The sequence below is a fragment of the Stenotrophomonas sp. KH_036_B genome, from assembly GCF_057839485.1.
Genome location: NZ_CM174491.1, coordinates 14,936 through 37,258, shown reverse-complemented (window position 1 = coordinate 37,258; position 22,323 = coordinate 14,936). Strand labels below are relative to the sequence as shown.

The following is a 22,323-nucleotide window of genomic DNA, read 5'->3' as shown; positions in this document are numbered from 1 at the left end:
GTTCGACGGTAACGTCGTAGCGCAACGCCCTGCGTGGCTGGGCGCCATGATAGGTCGCCGGGTTACAGCGTCGGCAACACCTGCCTGATCTGATCGATGCCTTCCCACGGGTCCTGCTTCAACTTCTGCGCGCGCTGCAATGCCTTCGGCAACGGGAATGCATCGGCGGCGGTGACCCGCCCCAGCTCTTCCCACCGCAACGGCACCGCCACACCGGCTGACGGCCGCGCGCGCAGCGACCAGGAACTCACGCTGGTCGCCCCGCGCGCATTGCGCAGCCAGTCGATGAAGATCACCCCGTTGCGCTTGGCCTTGCTCATGGTGGCCACGTAGCGGTCCGGTGCGTGTTCGGCCATGGCCTGCGCGAAGGCATCGCAGAAGTTTTTGGCCTGCGCCCAGTCGGCCTTCGGTGTCAACGGCACCACCACGTGCACGCCCTTGCCGCCGGACAGGCGCACGAAGCTTTCCAGGCCCACTTCCTGCAGGCGCGCACGCACGTCGCGGGCGGCCGCCTTGATCGCCGTCCAGCTCACGCCTTCGCCCGGGTCCAGGTCGAACACCAGGCGGTCGGGATGTTCGGGGTCCGCCACCGTCGCGCCCCACGGGTGCAGCTCCAGCGTGTTCATCTGCACCAGCTGCAGCAGGCCTTCCACGTCCTCGATGTACAGGTAGTCTTCGCGGCCGCTCTTCTGTTCGAGCGGAATCGCCTTCACCGCGTCGCCCAGCCCCGTGCCGTGGTGCTTCTGGAAGAAGCACGGCTTGTCCACGCCATCCGGGCAGCGCAGCAGCGACAGCGGCCGCCGTGCCACCTCGGGCAGGATCCAGCGCGCCATCTGCCGGTAGTAGTCGGCCACATCGCCCTTGGTGAGCCCGGCTTTGGCGAACACCACCCGTTCGGGATGGCTGATGGTCACGTCGGTCGACGTGTCCGCGGAGGCCTTCGCGGCCGAACGCGATGTCGCCCGCGCGGGGATGCCGGTGGTACGGCGCGCCTTGGCCGGTGTTGCAGCATCCGGTGCCCCCAGGTCCTTCGCCTGCTTGTCCTCGCGCAGCCGCTTGAAGCTGGCCTGGCGCAGCAACCCTTCCTTGGCCCAGCCGCGGAAGGCCACTTCGGCCACCAGCGTGGGTGTCACCCAGTGCACGCTGCGTGCGGTGAACGGCACATGCGAGGGCAGTTCAACCGCTGCGGTGTCGGTGGCCAGCGCCTTCAGCTGGCGATGCATGGTGGCCAGACTGGCGTCGTCGAAACCCGTCCCCACGCGGCCCACGTAACGCAGCCCGGCCTTGTCAGGCGTGGCCATCAGCAGCGAGCCGAAGCCACTGCGTGAGCCCTTCGGATCGGTATAGCCCACCACCACGAACTCATCGGTATTCTCGTGCTTCACCTTCACCCAGCTCGGCGAGCGCGTGTTGACGTAGGGCGCATCCACGCGCTTGCTGATGATCCCTTCAAACCCGGCCGTGCCGCTCGCCTCGAATACGGCCGGGCCATGGTCGAGCACGTGGTCGCTGTACGCGAGCGTGCCCGGGGTCTCGCCCAGCAGCGCCTTCAGCAGTGCCTTGCGATCCAGCAGCGGCGAACGGCTGATATCCACACCGGCCACGCCGGGCATGTCGAACACCACATAGCGCAGCGGCTGTTTCGCGCTACCGTCGATCACCTTCTGCAACGCAGTGAAATCGCTGCGGCCCTGCGCGTCGAGCACCACCAGTTCGCCATCCAGGCGCAGGTCGGTGACCGGCAGCGCGGCAATGGCCTGCACTACTTCCGGAAAATCATCGGTCCAGTTCAGGCCGTTGCGCGAACGCAACGCCACCGCACCGTCGCGCACGTCGGCGAGCAGGCGGTAGCCGTCCCACTTGATCTCGTGCAGCCACGCATCGCCATCGGGCGCGGTGGCGCGGTGGTCGGTGAGCTGCGGCGTGAAGTCGTGCGGGTAGGGCGTGTCGCGCGCGTGCTCAAGCGCCAGCGCGCGCGTGTTCCAGCGCGCGTTGGCGTTGCGGCGCGTGGTGGGCTTGGGTGCGGCGTTGGATCTGGATGTGGCGGTGGGCGTTTTCGCCGCAGCACGCTTCGCCGGCGCTGCTGGCGCGTCCAGCAATGCGTCGGCATCGGCATCACGTGCTTCATCGTCATCGCGCTTGATCAGCAGCCACTGGTGCTGCTTGCCCTTCATCGCGGTGCGCACCAGCTTCCAGCCGCCCTTCAGCCTGCTTCCGTGCAGCACGAAGTCGAGCTTCCCGGTCGCGATCGCTTCCAGCGGATCGCCATCGCACGCCCAGGTGCCGTGGTCGTAGACATCGACGTGGCCGGCCCCGTAGTGACCCTTGGGAATGTCGCCCTCGAAGGTGGCGTACGACAGCGGGTGGTCTTCCACTTCGACCGCCAACCGCTTCTCGCCCACACGCAGCGACGGTCCCTTCGGCACCGCCCAGCTCTTGAGCACGCCATCGGCCTCCAGGCGGAAGTCGTAGTGGCGGGAACTGGCATGATGCAGCTGCACCACGAAGATCGGCCGTCGCGCCGCCGCACCGCGCCGCTCGTCATCGGGCTCGGGCGTTTCACCGAAGCGGCGCTTGCGCCTGTATTCCTGCAGCGACATGGCGGCTTACCCGGCCTTGCGCGTGCTGGTGCGCTTGGGGGTCGCTTTGCTGGCGGCCTTGGCCACCTTGGTCGCGGCCTTGGCGACCTTGGCCGCCTTCTTGGCCGGCGTTTGCTTCTTCACCACCTTGGACACCGCCGCGCTCTTCTTCGCCGGCGTGCGCTTCTTGGCATCCAGGCTCTTCTGCAGCAGCGACATGAAGTCCACCACGTTGGTGGCGGCATCCTCGCGCGGCACGGGATCGTCTTCCACCGTGGTGGTGCCGCCCTTCTCCTTGATGCGCTTGGTCAGCACGGCCTGCAGGCGTTCGCGGAACTCATCGTGGTATTCATCCGGCTTCCATTCGCCGGACATCGATTCGATAAGCTGCTCGGCCATCTCCGTTTCCTTGCTGCTGATGCGGTATTCGGACAGCGAGCCGGTAGGCAGCTTGTGTTCTTCCGGATCCACCAGTTCCTGCGGGTAGCGCAGGATCAGCAGCACCAGAGCATGCTCGTGCGGCATCACCGCGCAGAGGTATTCGCGGGTACGCACCACCACGCGGGCGATGCCTACCTTGCCGGTACTGCGCAGCGTTTCGCGCAGGAGCACGTAGCCTTTCTCGGCCTTCTTGCCGGGCACCAGCAGGTACGGCTTCTCGAAGTAGCGCGGGTCGATCTGGCTGGCGTCGACGAAGCTTTCCACTTCCACCGTCTCGTGGCTTTCCGGCGCAGCGGATTTGATATCGCTCTCGTCCAGGACGACGTAACTGCCTTTGTCATACTCGTAGGCTTTGACGATGTCCTTCCACGGCACTTCTTCGCCGGTATCGGCATTGACCCGTTCGAACCGGATCGGCTTGCGGTCGCGCGAATCGAGCATGCGGAAGCTGAGGTCGGTCTTGCGCTCACCCGACATCAGGGACACCGGCACATTCAGCAGCCCGAACGAGAGGGTTCCGGTCCAGATCGGTCGGGCCATGGCGGCGCCACTCCACGTCGGAAAAGAGGGACGACAGCTGTACCGCGCAGCGTGTGAAACGCCTGTGTCCGGTGCGTGCAGGCCAGCTGCACGCGTGCCTGCCTGTTTACTGCACCAGGCCGTGCACGGCTGCAGCGGGCATGTGGTCCAGCGCCAGCCAGGCGTCTTCCACGATCGCGCGTGCCTGCACCCAGCCCAGCCGCGATTGCCCGCGCATCTGTTCCCAGTGCTCGGCCAGTTCGCCGTCGGTGTCGTCGTCGTTGCCGCGCGGCCAGTCCGCGTAGTGCGTGGTCAGCGCGAAGGAATACGCCGGGTACAGGTCCTTCCAGCTGCGCCGCCCGTGCGCGCGGCGGCGCTCGTAGTCGTTGCGCATGTACTGCAGGTAGTCCTGCGCCACTGCCTGCGGATCTTCGGCGCGCGCGCGGCGTCCCCGCCGTGCGTTCCGGTCCGGCTGCAGGTAGGCGTTGAACAGCACGGGTGCGGCACGGCGGTCCAGGCGGGGCATGGCACGTCTCCGGCGGTGGTGGGGGAGGCAGGAATAGCCCCGCCGCCGTTATCCAGACGTGACAGATCCGTTGGCATCCGCTGCGCTGCCTTCGTGCGGGCTTCACGGCAGATACCCACCGCGGGTGGGTACGCTGCAGGCTACCGCTCCCTGGAGACACTCCCATGCCACGCGACCCTCTGCGCGAAGCCACTGCCCCGGTCCCGGGCGAGCAGCGCGCCAAACATGACCTGCAGGACGCCGAAGACCGCGGCGCCGGCATGTCCACGCCGGATGAGGCGGAAACGACCGGTGCGGACGATCACCTGCCCATCGCCGCCAGTTCCTCGCACGGTTACCGCGACCGCAAGGACCCGACGGGCGCCCCGGCACCGGCCATCAAGGAAAACGAGCACCAGCGCCGCGAGCGCAAGGAGCACGCCAGCGACAACCAGGATGAGGCGTTGGACGAGACGTTCCCGGCCAGCGACCCCACCTCGCCGTTCGTGCCGGCCAAGCCACCGCGCTGAATGGGCGTGCCGCGCGTGGCGGTCGCGCGGGTCCGGTTGTTCAGCCACGCATGGCGTGGCTCTACGGACCGTTCGGCGTCTGCCGGTAGAGCCACGCCCTGCGTGGCTGTTCGCGCGCGTCAGCGCCACGTCCATTGCGCGCCCACGCTGTAACGACGGTCCGGCCCCGGCTCGAAGAAGCGCTGATTGCCGTCGTTGACGATCACCGACCCCACGTAGCGCTGGTCCAGGGCATTGTCGATGCGCGCAAACACGCGCAGCCCGCCCTGCGTCGTGGTCCAGCGCCGCGCGGCTTCCAGGTTCAGCAGTGCGTAGCCCGGTGCGCGGTCGGTGGCCAGGTCATTGACCACCGTGTCGCTGGAGGCCACCACCTCGCCCGCCCACTGCCACTCGCCGGGGCGGTAATCCACCCGGCCAAACCACTGCTGCTCGGGCACGCCCGGCAGTCGTGAGCCCGCCGCCACCGGCGTGTTCGGGGTGGCACAGCCGCTGCCGGCGCACACCAGGTACGGCTCGCGCACCGTGGCCTGCACGTAGGTGTAGGCCAGCGTCGCGTCCATCTGCGCGCCCAACGGCAGCTGCAGGCTGGCTTCCACGCCCTGGCGGCGGGTCTTGCCGATAGTGCGGTAGGTGCTGCGCCCGTTGGTGTTGCTGGCCACGGCCAGTTCGTCATCGGTGTCGGCGCGGAACAGTGCCGCGTCGAACGCCGCGCCCCCGGCACCGCGCCACTTGCTGCCCAGTTCCAGGTTGCGGCTGCGCGCCGCCGACAGGTCCAGCGCCAGCCCAGCCTGCCCATCGGCGCGGTAGCCCAGCTCGTTGAACGTGGGCGTCTCGAACCCGCGGCCTGCCGAGGCGTACACCCGCCAGGCGTCGGTGGGGTGGAACACCACGCCCGCCACCGGCGTGGTGGCGTCATAGTCGCGGCTGCCGCTGTCGTCCGGGTTGCGCCCGGTGATGTAGCGGTCGTCCGAACGGAAGCGCACCTCGCTGTGGCGCAGCCCAAGCAGCAGCGACCAGCGCGGCGCCCACTGCCAGAACGCCTGGGCGAACTGGTCCACGTTGCGCACCCGGTCGCGCTGGTCGCGTCGCAGCGCACCCCGCACGCCCAGGTGGTCGCCCACGAAGTTCTCGTAACCGCGCCGATCCTGCTGCTGCTGGTCGGCATTGGCGCCGATCACGAACTCCAGCGGCCGGCCGGCCCATTGCCCCTGCCAGGCCCAGCGCGCGTCCAGCCCACCGTAGCCGCCGTCCAGGTCGATCACCCCGCCGGCATGCAGCGGATTGGCCTGCGGGCCCGGCGGAATGGCCAGGTACTGCTCCACGCTGCGCTGCCCGGCATAGCCCATCGCGCGCCAGGTCCGGCCCCCGTCGGTACGGGTGAAGACCAGCCCGGCCTGCCCTTGGCGCACCGATTTGCGGGTGTTGTACTGGCGGGCCACGGCCGTAGCCTGGCGGGGGTCCTGGCGCACCTGCTCGCGGGTGAGGCCCAGCGGGTCCTGCGCGTCGGGGGAATCGAAGTAGTTGAGCACCAGGTCCAGCTGGCCGCCGCCCACATCCGTGCCCAGCCGCGCGTTCACCGACTCGCGCCGCGCGGCGCTGTGGTCGCGCCAGCCGTCGGTACGGAAGTGGTTGGCCGCCACGTTGTAGCGCACGCCCCCCTGTTGACCGCGCAGCTGGGCGCCCGCACTGAGCGTGGCGTCGCTGCCGGTGGCCAGGCGCAGCCGCCAGGGATCGCCCGGCGCACCGTCAGCGCTCCAGACCTGCACCACGCCGCCGGAGGAATTGCCGTACAGGGCCGAGAACGGTCCGCGCAGCACCTCCACGCGCTGCGCCGACAGCAGGTTGGCATGCGAGAGCTGGCCCTGGCCGTCGGGCATGGTGGCCGGCACGCCGTCCACCAGCACCCGCACCCCGCGCACCCCGAATGTGGACCGCGCGCCGAAGCCGCGGATCGACAGCTGGGTGTCCTGCGCCAGGTTCTGGCGGTCGCGGGCCACCACCCCGGGAATGCCGTTCAGCGCCTCGCTGACCTGGACGAGGTTTCCATTGGCGTCGTCATCCATCCAGACCGTGCTGATCGACGCCGGCAGGTCCACGTCGGCCACCTGCTGGCCACGTGCCGCCTGGACCTGAACCGTGGGCAGGCGCTCGATGGGCGGCGCCGATGCGGTGGGGGTCTGGCCCTGTGCCAGGTTCGGCAGGGTTGCAGCCGACATCAGCGCGCAGCAGCACGCCAGCGGGGTGGGACGGAACATGCGCAGAGGGGTTCTCCTGAATCCGGGGGTCCGCACGCCATGGTACGGATCCAGACGTGACGGCGTCTGCCGCGCCCACGCCACGGCTTTGTTACGATGACTTCGTTTCGCGCAAACCTCCCCCTTCCGTCATCCGAATGAGTACCGCCGTGTCCTTCTTTGCAAATGTGGAACTGGTCCCAGGCGACCCGATCCTGGGCCTGACCGAGGCATACAACGCCGACAGCCGTCCGACCAAGGTCAACCTGGGCGTGGGCATCTACTACGACGAAAGCGGCCGCATTCCGCTGCTCCGCGCCGTCAAGCAGATCGAGCAGCAGCTGGCCAATGAAGCCAAACCGCGCGGCTACCTGCCGATCGACGGACTGCCCGCCTACAACCAGGCCACCCGCGAACTGGTCTTCGGCAAGGATTCGCCGCTGCTGGCCGCCGGCCGCGTGGCCACCTCGCAGACCATCGGCGGCAGCGGTGCGCTGCGCGTCGGCGCGGACCTGCTGCACAAGCTGCTGCCGCACGCCACCATCGCCATCAGCAACCCGAGCTGGGAAAACCACCGCGCGGTGTTCGGCGCGGCCGGCTTCGACGTTGTGGAATACAGCTACTTCGACCCGGCTACCCACGGCGTGGACTTCGACGCCATGCTGGCCGACCTGGGCAAGCTGCAGCCGGGCACCGTGGTGCTGCTGCACGCGTGCTGCCACAACCCCACCGGCGCCGACCTCACCGTCGCGCAGTGGAAGCAGGTGGCCGAACTGCTGAAGGAACGCGAGCTGTTCCCGTTCATCGACATGGCCTACCAGGGCTTCGACAAGGGCATCACCGAAGATGGCGCCGCCGTGCGCATCATCGCCGAGGCCGGCATTGACAGCTTCGTGGTGGCCAACTCGTACTCGAAGTCGTTCTCGCTCTACGGCGAGCGCGTCGGTGCGTTGTCGGTGGTCGCTCCGGACGCCAACGCCGCCAAGGCGGTGCAGTCGCAGGTCAAGCGCATCATCCGCACCATCTACTCCAGCCCGTCCAACCACGGCGCCGCGCTGGTGGCCGGCGTGCTGACCAGCCCCGAGCTGCGCCAGCTGTGGGAAGCGGAGCTGACCGAGATGCGCGAGCGCATCCACGCCCTGCGCCACGGCCTGGTGGACAAGCTGGTGGCCGCCGGTGCGCCGGAGTACGCCTTCATCAACGACCAGGCCGGCATGTTCTCGTACTCGGGCCTGACCCGCCCGCAGGTGGACCGCCTGCGTGACGAGTACGGCATCTACGCCGTCGGCACCGGTCGCATCTGCGTGGCCGCGCTGAACCAGGGCAACGTGGAGTACGTGGCCAAGGCCGTGGCGACCATCGCCAAGGGCTGAGCAGCGACAACGGTGAAATGAAGAACGGCCGCCTCGTGCGGCCGTTTTTCTTTCCGCACGCGCGCACCCTGAAACCGGTTACGTGTCCGGTTACCTCGTATTGCCTTGGCGAACGGGCGACAATACGGCCCCCGAATATCGTTGGCAGCCCTCCATGTCCCCCACCTCGCTGACCCGTTACCTGATTGAAGAGCAGCATGCCGGCCGCATCAACGCCGACCTGCGCCAGCTGATTGCCGTCGTCGCCCGCGCCTGCACCAGCATTTCCATCGCGGTCAGCAAGGGCGCACTGGGCGGCGTGCTCGGCGATGCCGGCACCGGCAACGTGCAGGGCGAAGCGCAGAAGAAGCTGGACGTGATCAGCAACGAGATCCTGCTCGAAGCCAACGCCTGGGGCGGCCACCTCGCCGCCTGCGCCTCCGAGGAAATGGACCACTGCCAGCCCGTGCCGGACACCTACCCGCGCGGCGACTTCCTGCTGCTGTTCGATCCCCTCGATGGCAGCTCCAACATCGACGTGAACGTCTCGGTCGGCACCATCTTCTCCGTCCTGCGCTGCCCGCCGGGCACCGAACAGCCCAACGACGCCAGCTTCCTGCAGCCGGGCACCAGCCAGGTGGCTGCCGGTTACTGCATCTACGGGCCCAGCACCCAGATGGTGCTCACCGTGGGCCACGGCACCCACGCCTTCACCCTGGACCGCGAAAAGGGCGAGTTCGTGCTGACCACGCCGAACATGCAGATCCCGGCGGACACCCAGGAATTTGCCATCAACATGTCCAACCAGCGCCACTGGGACGCCCCGATGCAGGGTTACGTGCAGGACCTGCTGGACGGCAAGGAAGGCGCGCGCGGCAAGAACTTCAACATGCGCTGGATCGCCAGCATGGTCGCCGACGTGCACCGCATCCTCACCCGCGGCGGCATCTTCATCTACCCGTGGGACAAGAAAGACCCGTCCAAGGCCGGCAAGCTGCGCCTGATGTACGAAGCCAACCCCATGGGCCTGCTGGTGGAACAGGCCGGCGGCGCCGCCACCACCGGCCGCGAGCGCATCCTGGACATCCAGCCCGACCAGCTGCACCAGCGCGTACCGGTCTTCCTCGGCTCCCGCAACGAAGTAGCCGAAGCCACCCGCTACCACCGCGAGCACGACACCGCGCAGGCGTAGCCGGGTGTCGGCGACTGGCGCACCACCACCGGGACGTCGCCGACTGGGAACGTCGCCGACTGGGTAGAGCGGACTGTTAGTCCGCTGTCGCGTTCCGCAACGCACGGCACACCTCCAGACATCCCCGTTGCCACACATGGCAACGGGGTGACATCGGTCCTCCCAGCGGTCACCATCGGGCTCAAACGCCCACGGATGACCCCATGACGGCCGAAACACCGCTCGACTTCATAGAAGTAATCCACAACGCACTACCCGTCGAAACCTGCGCCACCCTCTTGGCCCAGATGCGCGCCAGCGCACAGTTGCAGCCCGGCGAAGTAGGCAGCGGTGTATTCCCGGAACTCAAGCACAGCAAGGATCTCCGCATCAGCGGCCGCCCCGAGTGGCGTCAGGCGGAAATCCAGCTGCAGCAGGCAGTATTCAGCGGCGTTTTGACTTATCTACGCCGTTATCCACAGGCGCTGATCTCCCCGCTGATGTTGCAGGTACAAGACAACGATGGCAGCGCACGCCGCCTGAAGGCCGAGGATTTCCCCGGCATGGACGACAGCGCCCTGTCCGAACTGGCCCGCACCTGCCTGCGTCCGGGCGCCATCAACCTGCAGTGGTACGCGGCAGGCGAGGGCGGCTATCCCTACTGGCACTGCGAGCTGTACCCGCGCGACCCGGCCGGCGAGACCCTGCACCGGCACCTGCTGTGGACGCTCTACCTCAATGATGAATTCGAGGCCGGCGAAACCGAGTTCCTGTTCCAGGACCGCAGGATCGCCCCGCGCACCGGCAGCCTGCTGATCGCCCCCACCGCATTCACGCACACCCACCGGGGGAATCGGCCACAGGGTGGGGACAAGTTCATTGCGACAAGTTGGATCCTGTTCCAGAGCGCGGAGAAGCTGTATGGGGGTCGGTGAGATGTGTGGGTTAGCGCTCATTTGAGAGCAGATTTCTGGATGGTGCGGGGCTGTAGACGACAAACACTAGGCCCGCTCTACCGAATCCGAAAACTCAACAGAAACAATCGCTTTGTCTTGCTCCAGACTCGTCGGCAAGGTTGTCGACGGAGCTCAAATACTCCGTTTAGCCAAATTACTGGATGCCCCATGTCTGGCACCTCGACCAATAACGCTAGCCGTGTTGGAAATGACTAACCTCGAATCATCAACAACCTCCCGGTAGCGACTGTCTCTGATGCTGTTTTCTGGCAGAAGTTGAGACCAATGCCATAGGTGGCCGCCATCGTCTTATAGGGCATGCTTTCATTGATGTGAGCGTTTATGCACAGCTGCAACATCATGGCTCCAAGCTCGCGGCCGCCCCAAAAGTTGATTGGCTGGCCAGACGCGCGAGGCCACATTTCTGGCTTTTTGGAGCCGATCGGTGCGGTCCCATTTATGTAAGTGAATTGACACACGCCCGTTGTGCTCCGTGCCTTTTCAGGCGCCCCATGACATGGCCAGACTACCCTTCGTTGCTGACGTTCCATTGCCGACATATCGTTGCTTGCACGTCTGTAATGCTCCCATTACACTTCGGCCAACACACCCGCCACGCCTCTGACGCGAATTTCGCGCCATGCTCAAATTGGCGGGTTTTTTTTTGGCCGCTCGCTGGTGTGTCAGGATGACCAAGTACTGCAAGCAACCGCTCTCCTTCCACGCCCAGCTGGAGCAACTACAGTCCCGCGGCCTTGGCATTGCTGACCCAGCCCATGCCGATCACTTTCTCCAGAGAGTGGGGTACTACCGGCTAATGGGCTATCTCTATCCACAGCGACTTGTCGGTAGTGATCACTTTCGGAGCGATGCCACCTTTGAGGAGGCCGTCGGTCTTTATGAATTCGACAGGGTACTTAGAGACCTGGTGATGGAGGCGGTGGGGCACATTGAAGTGGCCACGCGGACCTTGCTCACGTATCACTTTTCGCATGCCCATGGCGCGTTCGGTCACCTGGACCAGGACAATTTTTCTTTCTCTGCACAACAGCATCGTGAGTGGCTTGAAGGCGTGTGCAAGGAAGTGGAACGGTCCAAGGAGACCTTCATTCGCCACTACAAGGACAAGTACACCCAGCCACAATTCCCAAACGTGCCGATCTGGATGGCTACGGAAGTCATGTCACTGGGATCGCTATCGCGGTTCTACAAAGCGCTCCGAGGGGCAGAGCAGAAGTCAATTTCCCGCGCCGTTGAACTTGCCCCGCCTGTGTTTGAGAACTGGCTTCACGTCACCAGCGTTGCACGCAACGTAGTTGCGCATCATGGTCGTCTGTGGAACAAGGAACTCGGTGTCAGTGCAGTGCGGCCGCGCTCAGCAGGATGGTCCGAGCGAGAGGCAACTTTCCCAACGGGCCGCTGCTTCTTCCTTCTGCTGCTCCTTCGCAGGCTCCTGGTACTCACGACGGCAGATCACGTGGTCTGGCGTGATCGCGTAGAAACACATTTGAGCACCGGTTTGATCAGTAGTGCGCGCATAAGTAGCTTAGGCACCTCGGAAGGCTGGGATTCCCATCGTCTATGGCGAGGCTAGACGATCAATCGGCTGGTCACGTATGCAACTTCCTTACACGCCTGCGAACGATGTCCCTGGCACGATGCATGTCGATCATTTCGTCGGTGGACTTCACAACGATCCTGGACAGTTGCTCCAAGCCCTGCTCAAGATGCAATGCAAAGGCGACCTTGATGATGGTGCTGAAAGCACAGTCGCCAGTTCGTTCCAGAATCAGTTTTCCTGATAGTCACTTTCATCGTACGTGCCCGCGACCGTGCAGGTCAGCTTCGCGGCGCCGTCGTCGCTCAGCATGAGCTCGCCCATCGCGGTGGTACGCCCACCCTCCGCGTTGAGCTTCGCTGCCTTGCGTACAGCAGCCGCACCAGCGCCGATCTCGGCGGTGTAGCTTTCGCCCAGTTCGCCATCCGGGTCGATGAAGATGGATACCTCCCGTACCGGCAAACCGAACACCGCAAAGGGCGCAGGCGGCGTAATCGTCTTGATTCCACCGGACGCGTCACGGGGCAGGACCTTCCACGCCTTCGCGGCGGTATCAGGCTTGGCCCGGCACTCCAGCGCAGCCTGGACCGAAGGTGCGACGGCCTGCCATTGCGCGGCGTCAAGTGCGTGCGCCGCCGGGGCGGCCAGTGCGGCAAACAGCAGAGCGGTCAGGGTCGTCACTCGAGCGCCGCGACGATGCGGCATCCGTGGGGTCATGGTCATTGAAGGGCATTCCGTTTGCATGTGGGCTTCGGCGTCCCGGGAGCGCGATCTCCGCCTCCCAGGTAGGACAAGTCTACTGCCCAGGTATGACGCTCAACGCATCAGGCCGCCTGTTGGCGGCCTGATGGTTTACGTAGCTGCGATGCTCAGAAGAAGATCGCGTACAGGATCAACAGCGGAATCGGAACGCCAAGCGCCCAAAGCAGCAAGGTCTTCATGGCTGGTCTCCTTGGTAGTGGGTGGAATTACAGGTCACGGCGACGGCCGCCCCAGGTGGCACTCAGGCTGGCGAAGAACGCACCGATCAGCAGCGTGATGAACAGCCACAGCGCGGCGTAGGCGGTGGCCTTGCGGGCATCGTCCGCCACCTGCTTGGCCTTGTTCTTCGCGTCTTCCAGGGCGGCACGCATGCGCGTCTGGATGTCGGTGACGCGTGCCTCTGCCTCAGCCTGGCTCATGCCCGTCTCACGGGCGACCACCTGTGCCAGGTACTGCTTGTCGGCCGGATTGAGGCCTTCCGACTGCAGGCTGGTGACGATGATGCGGTTGATCTCGGCGCGCACTTCGCGACGATCACCGCCCGGACCACGGCCCGGCATCGGGCCCTGCGGCGGCATCGGCCGCGGCGGCGGCGCGGTGCGTGGACCTGCGCCGGCGACCATCGCCGAGGGATCCACCGGTGCAGCAGGATCGGCCGGCGGCGGCGGTGCATCGACCGGGGTGGAGGCGCTGCGGAACAGCGAATCCACCCAGTAGTTCAGATCGCCCTCTTCGGTGCCCATGGCGGCTGCCCCTGCACCTGCCGTCGCGGCACCTGCGGTGGTTGCCGCCGCGCCTGCGGTGGCGCCGGCTGCTTTGACGCCCGTACCCAGCACGCCACCGATGGCCGACGTCAGCAGGCCTGCGGTAAGCAGCGTGGCCACTGCCCACGACACGAACCCGTGGGCCGTATCGCGGAAGTAGGTTTCGTCGCCATGGAGACGGGTCCACTTGGTGCGCAGTCGCCCGGCGAGATAGCCACCGAGGCCGGACGCCGCCAACGCGGTAAGCGTCAACCAGACAATGCTGCCCCAGCCGAAGGTTTCTTTGGAGACGCCCTCGAAGGACCACGGCGACACCGAGGACAGGCCCAGCCCGACCCCCAGAATCAACAGGATGAGCGACAGCGCGGCGGCGGCCACGGCACCGGCCAGGATCGCGCCCCACGACACCGCGCTCTCCGGTGCGGGTTCAATGACGGAGGTTTCGGTTACTACGGCGATGTCGGGCCCTAGTGGGCCTCGGTCGGGGTAATCAATTCGGCTGCTCATGGAATATGCGCTCTACTTGGACGCTGCAACTGCAGCTGGCCATGAGAGGCTGCGCGAGCGGGCGTGAAATCGGTGAGACACGCGTTTTCACCTGATGTATGCGTTGCGGGCCGGATGACGTCGGCAGCAGACGTGTGGGCCGGTATCCTTTACCGATGCATGAAACACCCCTGCCCAATCGCCGTCGCCTGCTTGCAGGCCTTGCCAGCGCTCTCTTGGTCTCTGCCTGCACGCAGAGCAGGGCGGAGCCGATCACCGCAGCGCCGCCTGCGTTGCTACCGCCGGAAGACGCCATCGCACCCACGGTGTTCCTTACCCTCACCAGCGCCACACGCAGCGCTTCGCAGCTGGAAGACGCGGTGCGGTCGATCCTGCTTCCCGTATTGGCGGCTGCGGGCGTAGCGCGTGCCAGCGGGCCGGGGGTGGGCATGATCCAGCTGTGGTTGGAGCTGGACCCGCGCGAGTTGGCGCCCTACGGGATGGAGGTGGATGCAGGGCTGGCAACACTGGCCGCTGCAGTGAATGGAACTGTAGCCCCTGTGCCGGGCCGCCACCGCATGCAGGCGTGGGCACTGCATCGTCCGCAGACGTTGAAGGAGGTGAAGCCGCAGGAGGTCTCGCTGCTGTTGCCGGGCGGCGACTACGCGCCGCTGTCCGCACTGGGCAGCATGCAGTTCGCGCTCGCGCCGTTGGCATGGGCCGAGCAAGCGACGGTCACGGTGTTGCTGGAGTCCGATAGCCGCCTGGATGAGGCCTTCCTGCAACGCTGCGAGGCGGCACTGCTGGGAGCTGGCACCACCGTTCCTGACGACCTTGAGATACAGCTCGGGCGGGTGGGCGAGTTCCTGAAGGCGGTACCGGATGTGTATGTGAGAATGGCGGCCAGCAACCAGGACGCGTAGGAAAGCTGCATTGCTACACTGCCTGGTTGTTGATGTGGTGAGGATGGCAAGGCAGATGGATCTACCGGTACGTTTCCATACGATCGCCGTAATGGCGTTGCTCCTGATTGCCGGAGTGTCGGCAGCGGAGGAATCAGGCCATGACGATGCGTCGGTGTACTACGTTCGCCACGCGATCAGCAGCGGCTTGGACGCGGGCGATGAAGTTTCGCAATCGGGCTACTATCGCGCCACGCTGCAAGCATCGCCGCGCGGCGCGGCTCAGGTGCTGCTGGCCCCGCTCTGGATGCAGCGGGTGGATGCAGCAGGCAAGTCGCACTATCTGCTGGATCTCGAGCCCGGCAAGGACGACAGGCTCCTCGATGTGCTGCAGGACGGATTCGTCGCGCAGGTAACGCAGGAGGGGGAGTCCGGCCCGTTGCGGGCCGTGGATCAGAAGGCGTGGTCAGCCTTGGCGAAGAAGACGCCGGCTGAGGCGGAGATGTTGCTGGCCGGTTACCAGGCACCCGGGCTGCGCCCGGTGGCGCTGCCACGAACCGTCGCCGTGGGCGACAGCATCAACAGCTGGCAGCGCATCGAGCCTTACGCGAGCTTCAAGGCGAAGCTGCGTGTGCTTGAGGTAACGCCCACGGCGGTGTTGATGGACATGACCATGGCAGCGACTGGCGTCCAAGGCGAAGGACGGCTGGTGGTGCAGCGCGCAGACGGCATGCCGATCGAACTGCGGATGGAAGTAAGCCACGCGGCGACCAGGACGGCGCCGGCGTCCCTGCACCGTGTACATCTGGCCGACACGCGCCATGACCTCATGCTGCACATGGCCGAGGACCTGCAGAGCTATGTGGGGTACGTCGAGCAGATCAACCACCAGCTGCAACACCCTCCTTTCAGCAACCCTTCGCCAGACGCTTCAGCGTACACGCAGCAGTCGGCAGCGTTGGGTGAGCTGGAGCAGTACATGGTGGGTGCCGGCGCGTTGCCCGCACTGGAGCCTTACATGGGCTCGCTGTGGATTCCCGCAGAGGACGGCAACGGTCGATGGCTCGCCATCGGCGCCCGCGCCGCCGCAGCGGTGCGTCCGGGTGCGCGGCGTGTGCAGCATGAGCCTGTGCTGATGTCCCGCCTGCACGGTGTGGAGCTGCTGGATGCGCGCGGTGCGCCCATTGCCGGGCTGGAGGCGCAGACGGTGACGCGGACGCTGTTCTTCCCGGAAAAATACTCGGCCGCACAGAACGAGCTGAACTTCCCGTTCCATCTGCCGCTGGGGGCACCGCGTGCGCTGCTGGGTCAGATTGAGGCCGTGCGCATGTTGGTGGACGCCGAGGTCTACGCCTTCGATACGTCCGAGACGCTGGCGGCGGGTGAGCATTCAACGCTCAACCCGGATGCGACGGTACTGTGGCCGGCGGCGCATCGTGCCACGCTCGTGCAGGGCAGGCAGACATGGAAGGAGAAGACCGGCCTGTACAGCGTGGTGGTTCCGCTGGATGAAGACGGTAACGAGATGCCCTCGGAGCAGCTCATTGTCGCTCCGCTGAAACCCGCACAACCGACCCGGCTCGCCGAGGTGCCGCTGGCCTGGGAGAACAGCAAGATCCCGATTCGTACGGAGATCGCCACTGGCCGCCCCATCGCACGACTCCAGGTGCGGCACTACCGGTGGAGTTCGGTGCCCAGGACGTGGATATTCCCGATGTATCCGTGATCGCTGCGGCGGGGGCAAGGGAGTAGAGCGGACTGTTAGTCCGCTGACTCGGTAGAGTGGACTGTTAGTCCGCTGACGGGGTGGCGCCTGATGTTGACGATTGGTCGCGGCGAGCAGCGGACTAACAGTCCGCTCTACCCCGTCGCTCGGGGCGGGGCTGGTCCGTACAGAAGCCAGTGTTGGTGTCGCACAAAGGACTGTGTGGGCGGTTAGCTCGGACGGCCTTCCAGTTCATCAATTCGCACCCAGCTCCCCGGGCAACTCGCGGGAATGGCAGGCCCCTCTGCGTCGACCTCCTCGCGCGAGGTATTGCCACCTCCGTACGAAGAACGCCTGCCGAGTTTCAATGATCGACCAGATGCCTCATCCCTGATGATTCCACGCGTGCGGTCAAGGGAGAACCGTGGGGGGAACACCACGGCCCGATCCCCGCCATTGCCTCGCAGTACGAAGCATCCGTTGCTGTCGACAACGCGACCATGGAGCAGCCCTGTCAGGGATATCGCGTCATGCCCTTCCGCGGTCGGTGATCGAGTCAGCAATGGTGCGCTGCTGGCGCGCTCTCTCCCGCTGGACGCGCAGCCTGCGACTGCGACAATGGACAGGAGAAGCATGGCGTAGCGTGTGAGGTGTTGCTTCATCATGGACGGCCATCCGCAACAGGTTGGACGCACCGTATCATCTCGCGGCGCGCGGGTATGCATTGCGACCCAGGAGGATGTTCTGCTGTCCTGCGAGGGATGGCATGCCGCGGGTGAGTCTCCGGGATGCCTACAACATGGCTAACGTCGGCCTCCCTCGCGCTCCGCGGTTGACCAACCAATGCGGATCACGAACCACCTCAGGACTTTGGACGTAATGACGACCCAAGCAAGGCCGAAAAGGATCGAGAGGTCCGAGATCGGACTTGGCAGGTTCCAGATGACCGTTATGCCTCCCATGCACATGACCAGGAACACAACTTTGATCAGCACCGCTTTGGCGACGTCCGCCATGTGGTCCCACCTCATGGATGACGCTCATACTGAGTGGCAAGCGTGCCGAGATCAATCGGCCCAGCCGATCTACCAACGCTACTGACCTCGACGGTTTTCGATTGGTACGTGCGGCCGTTCGTGCATCGTGCAATGAAGTAGACGCTATGCGGATGGCGACCCACGACGATCATGGTATTGGTTGAGAAGCTGCGATCGACACGCTGCGTGGAAAGGGAATGTCCGTTGGCGGACATCTGCTCAAGGCTGCATTGCTCAGTATTCGAGGCGTCGACTGGAATCACGCCAGACACGCGGAACATGCGGTCGCCACCCAGCAGCGCGCAGCCAGCTATCGATACCATGACGATCACAGCCGTAACCATTCGATGACAGATCGTCGCCGCCCGCGCTCGATCCCTCATTGCGGCCTTTTCCAGATGCACCCTTTCATCTGCATGTCCTTATATTGGCCGTCCTGGGCCAGCGCACCGATCACCGGTACCGAGTCGGATTGTTGGGTACCTTGCTGCTGTATGTCCAGTGGCTTAGATGGCCATCGAGGCCCACACGCCTGGGGTCGCAGTGCGTGCTGCGATCTGGCGCAACGCCACAAGAATGCAACCTCGACGGGTAGACCGGACTGTTAGTCCGCTGGGGCGAAGCGCCTGGGGTTGCGGGTACCGCCTGCGATCTACGGCCTCTCGGAGGTGAACTCAAGTCGGAGACTGCACGTTGGAAGAAGCCTGGCGCAAGCTGCTGCGTTACCTGCCTACCAGTAATGGACCTACTGCAGGGTGCCGTGATCCTTCCTTGCCTCAGGAATCGTCGGTGTCATGGAGAGAAGGCACGTTCCAGTCTCCCCCTGCCGCCTTGCCAAGGTGTGAGTTCTTTTAGCGGAAGCTGCCTCGGCTCGCACTTCAGATGCACCTGAAAGGACCGGGTGTTACCTCGGAAGGCGTTATTGGCGTTTACTGTTCCGGTTACCTCAATATTGCTTGATTCTGCGTTCGACTCCAGACGTATGGATATGTTCTTTGCCACCCATGCGTCAGCCTTGTATGAGAAGCCAGACCATCCACTGGAGAAGTTTCCATTCAGAACGACTGGCCTCGCTCCACTCAAGTCGCCATCATTCAGGTAGAGGGTCAACTTTGTGAATTCTTGGGAATCGGCGATTCCCTCATCTTCAGAGAACTGTCTAATGATCAGTGCACGATGTGGGCCCGGTTGAAGCTGATGCCCAGAGGTAGCCACCCATTGGGCGTGCTCAACTTGCGTCAAATTTCCCAAGGGTGACGTCACTATTTCCACCTTATCCACCGTGATGCACTCAAGGAGTTCCTTGGCCGATGGGTTGGCTTGAGCTCCAACAGGGATCAAAAAGACCAGTGAAGCCACTCTCCGCGCTTTTCTTCTCATTTTGGGCACTCGCATCTGGACCTTCGAACCTTATCGAACTCGTTGACCTGCTCTCTCGACCGTCGAATCGACTCCGAGCTCATGCAGGCGTGATCCCAGTTGTTGCTCTCGCCCTGCCTTGCCAGTGGCCGCGTGAAATGGAGCCCCGCGTGAATCACAGTGTCCAGCAATTGTAGATGCCAGCCCAGGGGGCGGGCGGTAGTTCGGCATGCGCTCCGTAGGGTCCGCTCGTGCTGGTCTATCGGAGAATCCTCAGGCACCGGCTATCGCACGACGGGGTAGAGCGGACTGTTAGTCCGCTGGCGCGAAGCGCCAGGTGTTGACGGTGGGTTGCTTATCACCACACGCAAGTTGCACGATGCTCTCCGCATCCTGCAGGCCACCTCCGTGTGCCATCAGAAGAAACCGACCGTTTTGGCGCTGCTGAACTACCAGTCCACCCTTGAGGATCAGGATCTCGCTGGAACCAAGCGTGATGCGGTACAAAGGCGCGTAACTGACGGGCGACGCCGCGTGCCAACCTGAAGGGTATCGCTTCTCCAGGTACGTCAGGAGCGCTCTGGCCAGGGCAGGATCGTTCGATGTACAGAGTGGAGCACCGGGCTTCGAGGTCGTCGCGAACACGTTGATGTGTCCGTCGGCCACGAAGGCGGGGAAGCCATCGCTCTTGGACGTTGGATGATTGCAACCTGCTGTTGCCAATAGAGTCATTGCTGCAAGCGCGGCAAGGGGGAACGGCGTGTTCACTGTTCTCGACTGCGCGGTGCTGGTCAAAAAGGTCGAACTTGCTTTGCCGGTTCCTGGAGACACGTACATCCTCCTGATGCAGCCAGTGCCGGGCCAGGGCACCGATCATCGAAGCCCAATCGGATTGTTGAGGAAAGTTCGGTTGTATGTCCAGAGGCTGTTCTGGCTATCGAGGGTCAGGCCATGCGTTTGCATGGGGGCCGGGACGCTCACCAGTGATTGGGATATCTCCACCCCGACGGGGTAGAGCGGACTGTTAGTCCGCTGGCGCGAAGCGCCGGGGGGTGCGGGTTGGGCGCGAGGAGCAGCGGACTAACAGTCCGCTCTACCCAGTCGCGCGTTGCGTCATTGCGTGATTGCTTGTGTTGCGTGGTTGCATGCTTTGAACGCGTTCGCGCGCGCCCCCCCTCAGAACAACGACCCCTGCGGCGAATCCTCGCGCGGCGGGAGTGGCCGCAGGAACTTCGTGCAATCCAGCTTCGGCCAGTGGCTGTTCTGCGCGTCGAAGCCGATGCGCTTGCGGGCCAGCCTGAAACGGTTGGAGAGCAGGTCGGCGTACACGCCTTCGCCGCGCATGCGGGTGCCGAATTCGCTGTTGTAGTCCTTGCCACCGCGCAGCTGGTTGATGGTGCTCATGACATGCGCGGCGCGGTCCGGATGGTGGGTGTCGAGCCAGTCGCGGAACAGCGGCGCCACTTCCAGTGGGAGCCTCAGCAGGACGTAGCCGGCGGTGGTTGCACCCGAATCGTGGGCGGCCTCGAGTACGGCTTCCAGTTCGGCGTCGTTGATCCAGGGAATCACCGGCGCGACCATCACGCCCACGGGGATGCCGGCGTCGTGCAGGCGGCGCATGGCGCGCAGGCGTGCGTGTGGTGCGGACGCGCGCGGCTCCAGCTTCGCCGACAGGTGCGGGTCCAGCGAGGTCACCGAGAAGTGCACGCTGACCAGGTTCTTTTCCGCCAGCGGGGCGAGCAGGTCGATGTCGCGCTCGACCAAGGCGTTCTTGGTGATCAGGGAGAACGGGTGCTGGGTTTCCAGCATCACTTCGATCAACTGCCGGGTGAGTTTGAGCTTGCGCTCGATCGGCTGGTAGGCGTCGGTGTTGATACCGAGCGCGATGGGCAGCGGCACGTACGCGGGGCGCGAGAATTCCTTGCGCAGGAGCTGTGGGGCGTTGGTCTTGGCGAACAGCTTGGTTTCGAAGTCCAGGCCCGGCGAGAGGTTGAGGTAGGCGTGCGACGGACGGGCGAAGCAGTACGAGCAGCCGTGCTCGCAGCCGCGATACGGGTTGACCGATTGGCTGAAGCCCACGTCCGGGGACTTGTTGCGGCTGATGATGCTGCGCGCGGTTTCGGCGCGCACCTCGGTGCGCAGGCGAGGGGTGGCGAATTCTTCGCTGTCGTCGGGTTCCCAGCCGTCGTCCATGGCTTCGCTGACGGTGACCTCGAAGCGGCCCGCCAGGTGTGTGGTGGAGCCTCGGCCCTTGATCGCGATACCCATCGTCAAAGGCTATCGCTGGGGTGTCTCAGGGGCTGAGACCTTGGCGGGGCGAGGATTGCTGTGGGCTGGGTGTGCATGGGTTAGTAGTATTACTAACCACAGGCGGGGAGGGAAGCGGAATGCGCGCCCCTGTTAGGTTCTGGCTGAATCGTTGGGGTTTGTTCCCCAGGGTTATCCACAGGCGCGGGTTGGGCGTGGTTGGGGGGTCCCTTTAAGGCACGAACATTGATCGGCAGGGGAATGTGCGCGGAGACGGGCCGGGCAGAGCCAAGCGGTTCGATCCACCGGAACTATGGCGGTATGGGGTTGACTGGCGGTATCCGGGAGCCGGCCAGCGGCCGGCACTACGGTCGGGGGGATGGTTGACTGGCGGTGTCCGGGAGCCGGCCAGCGGCCGGCACTACCGGGGTACTCGGGGACAGGTTTTAGATGACCGGCATGTGCCCTTCAGAGCAGGGCCAGGTAGGCCTTGACCGTCGTGTCCAGGCCGGCGTACAGGGCTTCGCTGATCAGGGCGTGGCCGATGGACACTTCCAGCACGTCGGGCACGGTCTGCAGGAAGTCGCGCAGGTTGTCCTGCGAGAGGTCATGGCCGGCGTTGACGCCCAGGCCGGCGGCTTGGGCGCGTCGGGCGGCGTCGGCGAACAGCGCGAGCATGACCGTGGCGTCGCCGGCGGCGTGCGCCTCGGCGTAGGGGCCGGTGTAGAGCTCGATGCGGTCGGCGCCGATGGCGGCGGCCTGGGCCAGGTCCGGGTTGCCGGCGTCGACGAACAAGCTCACGCGGCAGCCGTAGGACTTCAGCTCGGCAATCAGCGGGCGCAGGCGCTCGGCGTCCCGGCTGAAGTCGACGCCGTGATCGGAGGTGAGCTGGCCATCGCCATCCGGTACCAGCGTCGCCTGGGCCGGACGGGTCTGCGCGCACAGCGGCAGCAGGCCGGGGTAACCCGGGCGCGGCGGCGCGAAGGGATTGCCTTCGATATTGAATTCAACGCCGCGTGCGCGGGTCAGCGCCGACAGCGCAAGGACGTCCTCGGCGTGGATATGCCGGCGGTCCGGGCGCGGGTGCACGGTGATGCCGTGTGCGCCGGCGTCCAGGCAGGCGCGCGCGGCCTGCAGGACGTCCGGGTCGCTGCCGCCGCGCGAATTGCGCAGGACGGCGATCTTGTTCACGTTGACGCTGAGCTGGGTCATGGCC

Annotated in this window: 18 protein-coding genes; 8 read left to right on the top strand and 10 right to left on the bottom strand. The window is 65.1% G+C overall.

The features are described 5' to 3' along the window. Positions 1–62: 62 nt before the first annotated feature. From ligD to AC3ITN_RS00145, 3 genes are all read right to left on the bottom strand, one after another. Positions 63–2,600: a DNA ligase D gene (gene ligD / locus AC3ITN_RS00155; protein WP_489391641.1), complete on the bottom strand. Its 2,538-nt coding sequence runs from the start codon at positions 2,598–2,600 to the stop codon at positions 63–65. A 6-nt stretch (positions 2,601–2,606) separates the two neighbouring features. Beyond that, on the bottom strand, positions 2,607–3,560 hold the full coding sequence (gene ku / locus AC3ITN_RS00150) for a non-homologous end joining protein Ku (protein ID WP_489391640.1): 954 nt from the start codon (positions 3,558–3,560) through the stop codon (positions 2,607–2,609). 106 nt (positions 3,561–3,666) lie between these two features. Then, complete coding sequence (locus tag AC3ITN_RS00145) at positions 3,667–4,065, bottom strand: hypothetical protein (protein WP_313345122.1); 399 nt, start codon at positions 4,063–4,065, stop codon at positions 3,667–3,669. Between the two features lie 164 nt (positions 4,066–4,229). Here AC3ITN_RS00145 and AC3ITN_RS00140 point away from each other — a divergent pair, with 164 nt between their 5' ends. Then, entirely contained in the window at positions 4,230–4,574 is a 345-nt protein-coding gene (locus AC3ITN_RS00140; RefSeq protein ID WP_489391639.1) for a hypothetical protein, read from the top strand. A gap of 119 nt (positions 4,575–4,693) precedes the next feature. Here AC3ITN_RS00140 and AC3ITN_RS00135 read toward each other — a convergent pair whose 3' ends face one another. Beyond that, a complete protein-coding gene (locus AC3ITN_RS00135) occupies positions 4,694–6,829 on the bottom strand; it encodes a TonB-dependent receptor family protein (RefSeq protein WP_489391638.1) in 2,136 nt (711 codons plus the stop codon). 149 nt (positions 6,830–6,978) lie between these two features. Here AC3ITN_RS00135 and AC3ITN_RS00130 point away from each other — a divergent pair, with 149 nt between their 5' ends. The 5 genes from AC3ITN_RS00130 to AC3ITN_RS00110 all read left to right on the top strand — a co-directional run bounded on the left by AC3ITN_RS00130 (position 6,979) and on the right by AC3ITN_RS00110 (position 12,089). Further along, positions 6,979–8,181, top strand: coding sequence for an amino acid aminotransferase (locus tag AC3ITN_RS00130; protein WP_489391637.1), 1,203 nt, complete (start codon positions 6,979–6,981; stop codon positions 8,179–8,181). A 154-nt stretch (positions 8,182–8,335) separates the two neighbouring features. Continuing rightward, complete coding sequence (locus AC3ITN_RS00125) at positions 8,336–9,352, top strand: class 1 fructose-bisphosphatase (RefSeq protein ID WP_489391636.1); 1,017 nt, start codon at positions 8,336–8,338, stop codon at positions 9,350–9,352. Between the two features lie 203 nt (positions 9,353–9,555). Further along, positions 9,556–10,266, top strand: a complete 711-nt coding sequence (locus AC3ITN_RS00120) for a 2OG-Fe(II) oxygenase (RefSeq protein ID WP_489391635.1) — start codon at positions 9,556–9,558, stop codon at positions 10,264–10,266. A gap of 709 nt (positions 10,267–10,975) precedes the next feature. After that, positions 10,976–11,881, top strand: coding sequence for an Abi family protein (locus tag AC3ITN_RS00115; RefSeq protein WP_489391634.1), 906 nt, complete (start codon positions 10,976–10,978; stop codon positions 11,879–11,881). A 22-nt stretch (positions 11,882–11,903) separates the two neighbouring features. Continuing rightward, positions 11,904–12,089, top strand: coding sequence for a hypothetical protein (locus AC3ITN_RS00110; protein WP_489391633.1), 186 nt, complete (start codon positions 11,904–11,906; stop codon positions 12,087–12,089). Here AC3ITN_RS00110 and AC3ITN_RS00105 read toward each other — a convergent pair. Together AC3ITN_RS00105 and AC3ITN_RS00100 are read right to left on the bottom strand one after the other, a co-directional pair. Then, entirely contained in the window at positions 12,077–12,568 is a 492-nt protein-coding gene (locus AC3ITN_RS00105) for a hypothetical protein (protein ID WP_489391632.1), read from the bottom strand. The genes AC3ITN_RS00110 and AC3ITN_RS00105 overlap by 13 nt on opposite strands. Positions 12,569–12,813: 245 nt before the next feature. Continuing rightward, positions 12,814–13,878 carry a hypothetical protein gene (locus AC3ITN_RS00100; RefSeq protein WP_489391631.1) on the bottom strand — a complete coding sequence of 355 codons (1,065 nt, stop codon included), beginning with the start codon at positions 13,876–13,878 and terminating at the stop codon, positions 12,814–12,816. Positions 13,879–14,183: 305 nt separating this feature from the next. Here AC3ITN_RS00100 and AC3ITN_RS00095 point away from each other — a divergent pair, with 305 nt between their 5' ends. Beyond that, positions 14,184–14,780, top strand: coding sequence for a hypothetical protein (locus AC3ITN_RS00095; RefSeq protein ID WP_489391630.1), 597 nt, complete (start codon positions 14,184–14,186; stop codon positions 14,778–14,780). Between the two features lie 91 nt (positions 14,781–14,871). After that, positions 14,872–16,485 (top strand): hypothetical protein, encoded by a 1,614-nt coding sequence (locus tag AC3ITN_RS00090; protein ID WP_489391629.1) that lies wholly within the window; start codon positions 14,872–14,874, stop codon positions 16,483–16,485. 1,006 nt (positions 16,486–17,491) lie between these two features. On the opposite strand, the gene AC3ITN_RS00085 is transcribed toward AC3ITN_RS00090, so the two are convergent. From AC3ITN_RS00085 to AC3ITN_RS00070, 4 genes are all read right to left on the bottom strand, one after another. Next, positions 17,492–17,833, bottom strand: coding sequence for a hypothetical protein (locus AC3ITN_RS00085; RefSeq protein ID WP_489391628.1), 342 nt, complete (start codon positions 17,831–17,833; stop codon positions 17,492–17,494). Between the two features lie 1,339 nt (positions 17,834–19,172). Continuing rightward, entirely contained in the window at positions 19,173–19,691 is a 519-nt protein-coding gene (locus tag AC3ITN_RS00080) for a hypothetical protein (RefSeq protein WP_489391627.1), read from the bottom strand. Positions 19,692–20,036: 345 nt separating this feature from the next. Next, positions 20,037–21,128: a PA0069 family radical SAM protein gene (locus tag AC3ITN_RS00075; protein ID WP_489391626.1), complete on the bottom strand. Its 1,092-nt coding sequence runs from the start codon at positions 21,126–21,128 to the stop codon at positions 20,037–20,039. A gap of 447 nt (positions 21,129–21,575) precedes the next feature. Then, a complete protein-coding gene (locus AC3ITN_RS00070) occupies positions 21,576–22,319 on the bottom strand; it encodes a pyridoxine 5'-phosphate synthase (RefSeq protein ID WP_489391625.1) in 744 nt (247 codons plus the stop codon). Positions 22,320–22,323: the final 4 nt, after the last annotated feature.

Bases quoted from the DNA above. Each gene is read 5' to 3' on its own strand.
- AC3ITN_RS00090 (WP_489391629.1), top strand. From the start codon at position 14,872: ATGGCGTTGCTCCTGATTGCCGGAGTGTCGGCAGCGGAGGAATCAGGC.
- AC3ITN_RS00135 (WP_489391638.1), bottom strand. From the start codon at position 6,829: ATGTTCCGTCCCACCCCGCTGGCGTGCTGCTGCGCGCTGATGTCGGCT.
- AC3ITN_RS00125 (WP_489391636.1), top strand. From the start codon at position 8,336: ATGTCCCCCACCTCGCTGACCCGTTACCTGATTGAAGAGCAGCATGCC.
- ligD (WP_489391641.1), bottom strand. From the start codon at position 2,600: ATGTCGCTGCAGGAATACAGGCGCAAGCGCCGCTTCGGTGAAACGCCC.
- AC3ITN_RS00105 (WP_489391632.1), bottom strand. From the start codon at position 12,568: ATGACCATGACCCCACGGATGCCGCATCGTCGCGGCGCTCGAGTGACG.
- AC3ITN_RS00110 (WP_489391633.1), top strand. From the start codon at position 11,904: ATGCAACTTCCTTACACGCCTGCGAACGATGTCCCTGGCACGATGCAT.
- AC3ITN_RS00120 (WP_489391635.1), top strand. From the start codon at position 9,556: ATGACGGCCGAAACACCGCTCGACTTCATAGAAGTAATCCACAACGCA.
- AC3ITN_RS00115 (WP_489391634.1), top strand. From the start codon at position 10,976: ATGACCAAGTACTGCAAGCAACCGCTCTCCTTCCACGCCCAGCTGGAG.
- AC3ITN_RS00145 (WP_313345122.1), bottom strand. From the start codon at position 4,065: ATGCCCCGCCTGGACCGCCGTGCCGCACCCGTGCTGTTCAACGCCTAC.
- AC3ITN_RS00075 (WP_489391626.1), bottom strand. From the start codon at position 21,128: ATGGGTATCGCGATCAAGGGCCGAGGCTCCACCACACACCTGGCGGGC.
- AC3ITN_RS00070 (WP_489391625.1), bottom strand. From the start codon at position 22,319: ATGACCCAGCTCAGCGTCAACGTGAACAAGATCGCCGTCCTGCGCAAT.
- AC3ITN_RS00100 (WP_489391631.1), bottom strand. From the start codon at position 13,878: ATGAGCAGCCGAATTGATTACCCCGACCGAGGCCCACTAGGGCCCGAC.
- ku (WP_489391640.1), bottom strand. From the start codon at position 3,560: ATGGCCCGACCGATCTGGACCGGAACCCTCTCGTTCGGGCTGCTGAAT.
- AC3ITN_RS00140 (WP_489391639.1), top strand. From the start codon at position 4,230: ATGCCACGCGACCCTCTGCGCGAAGCCACTGCCCCGGTCCCGGGCGAG.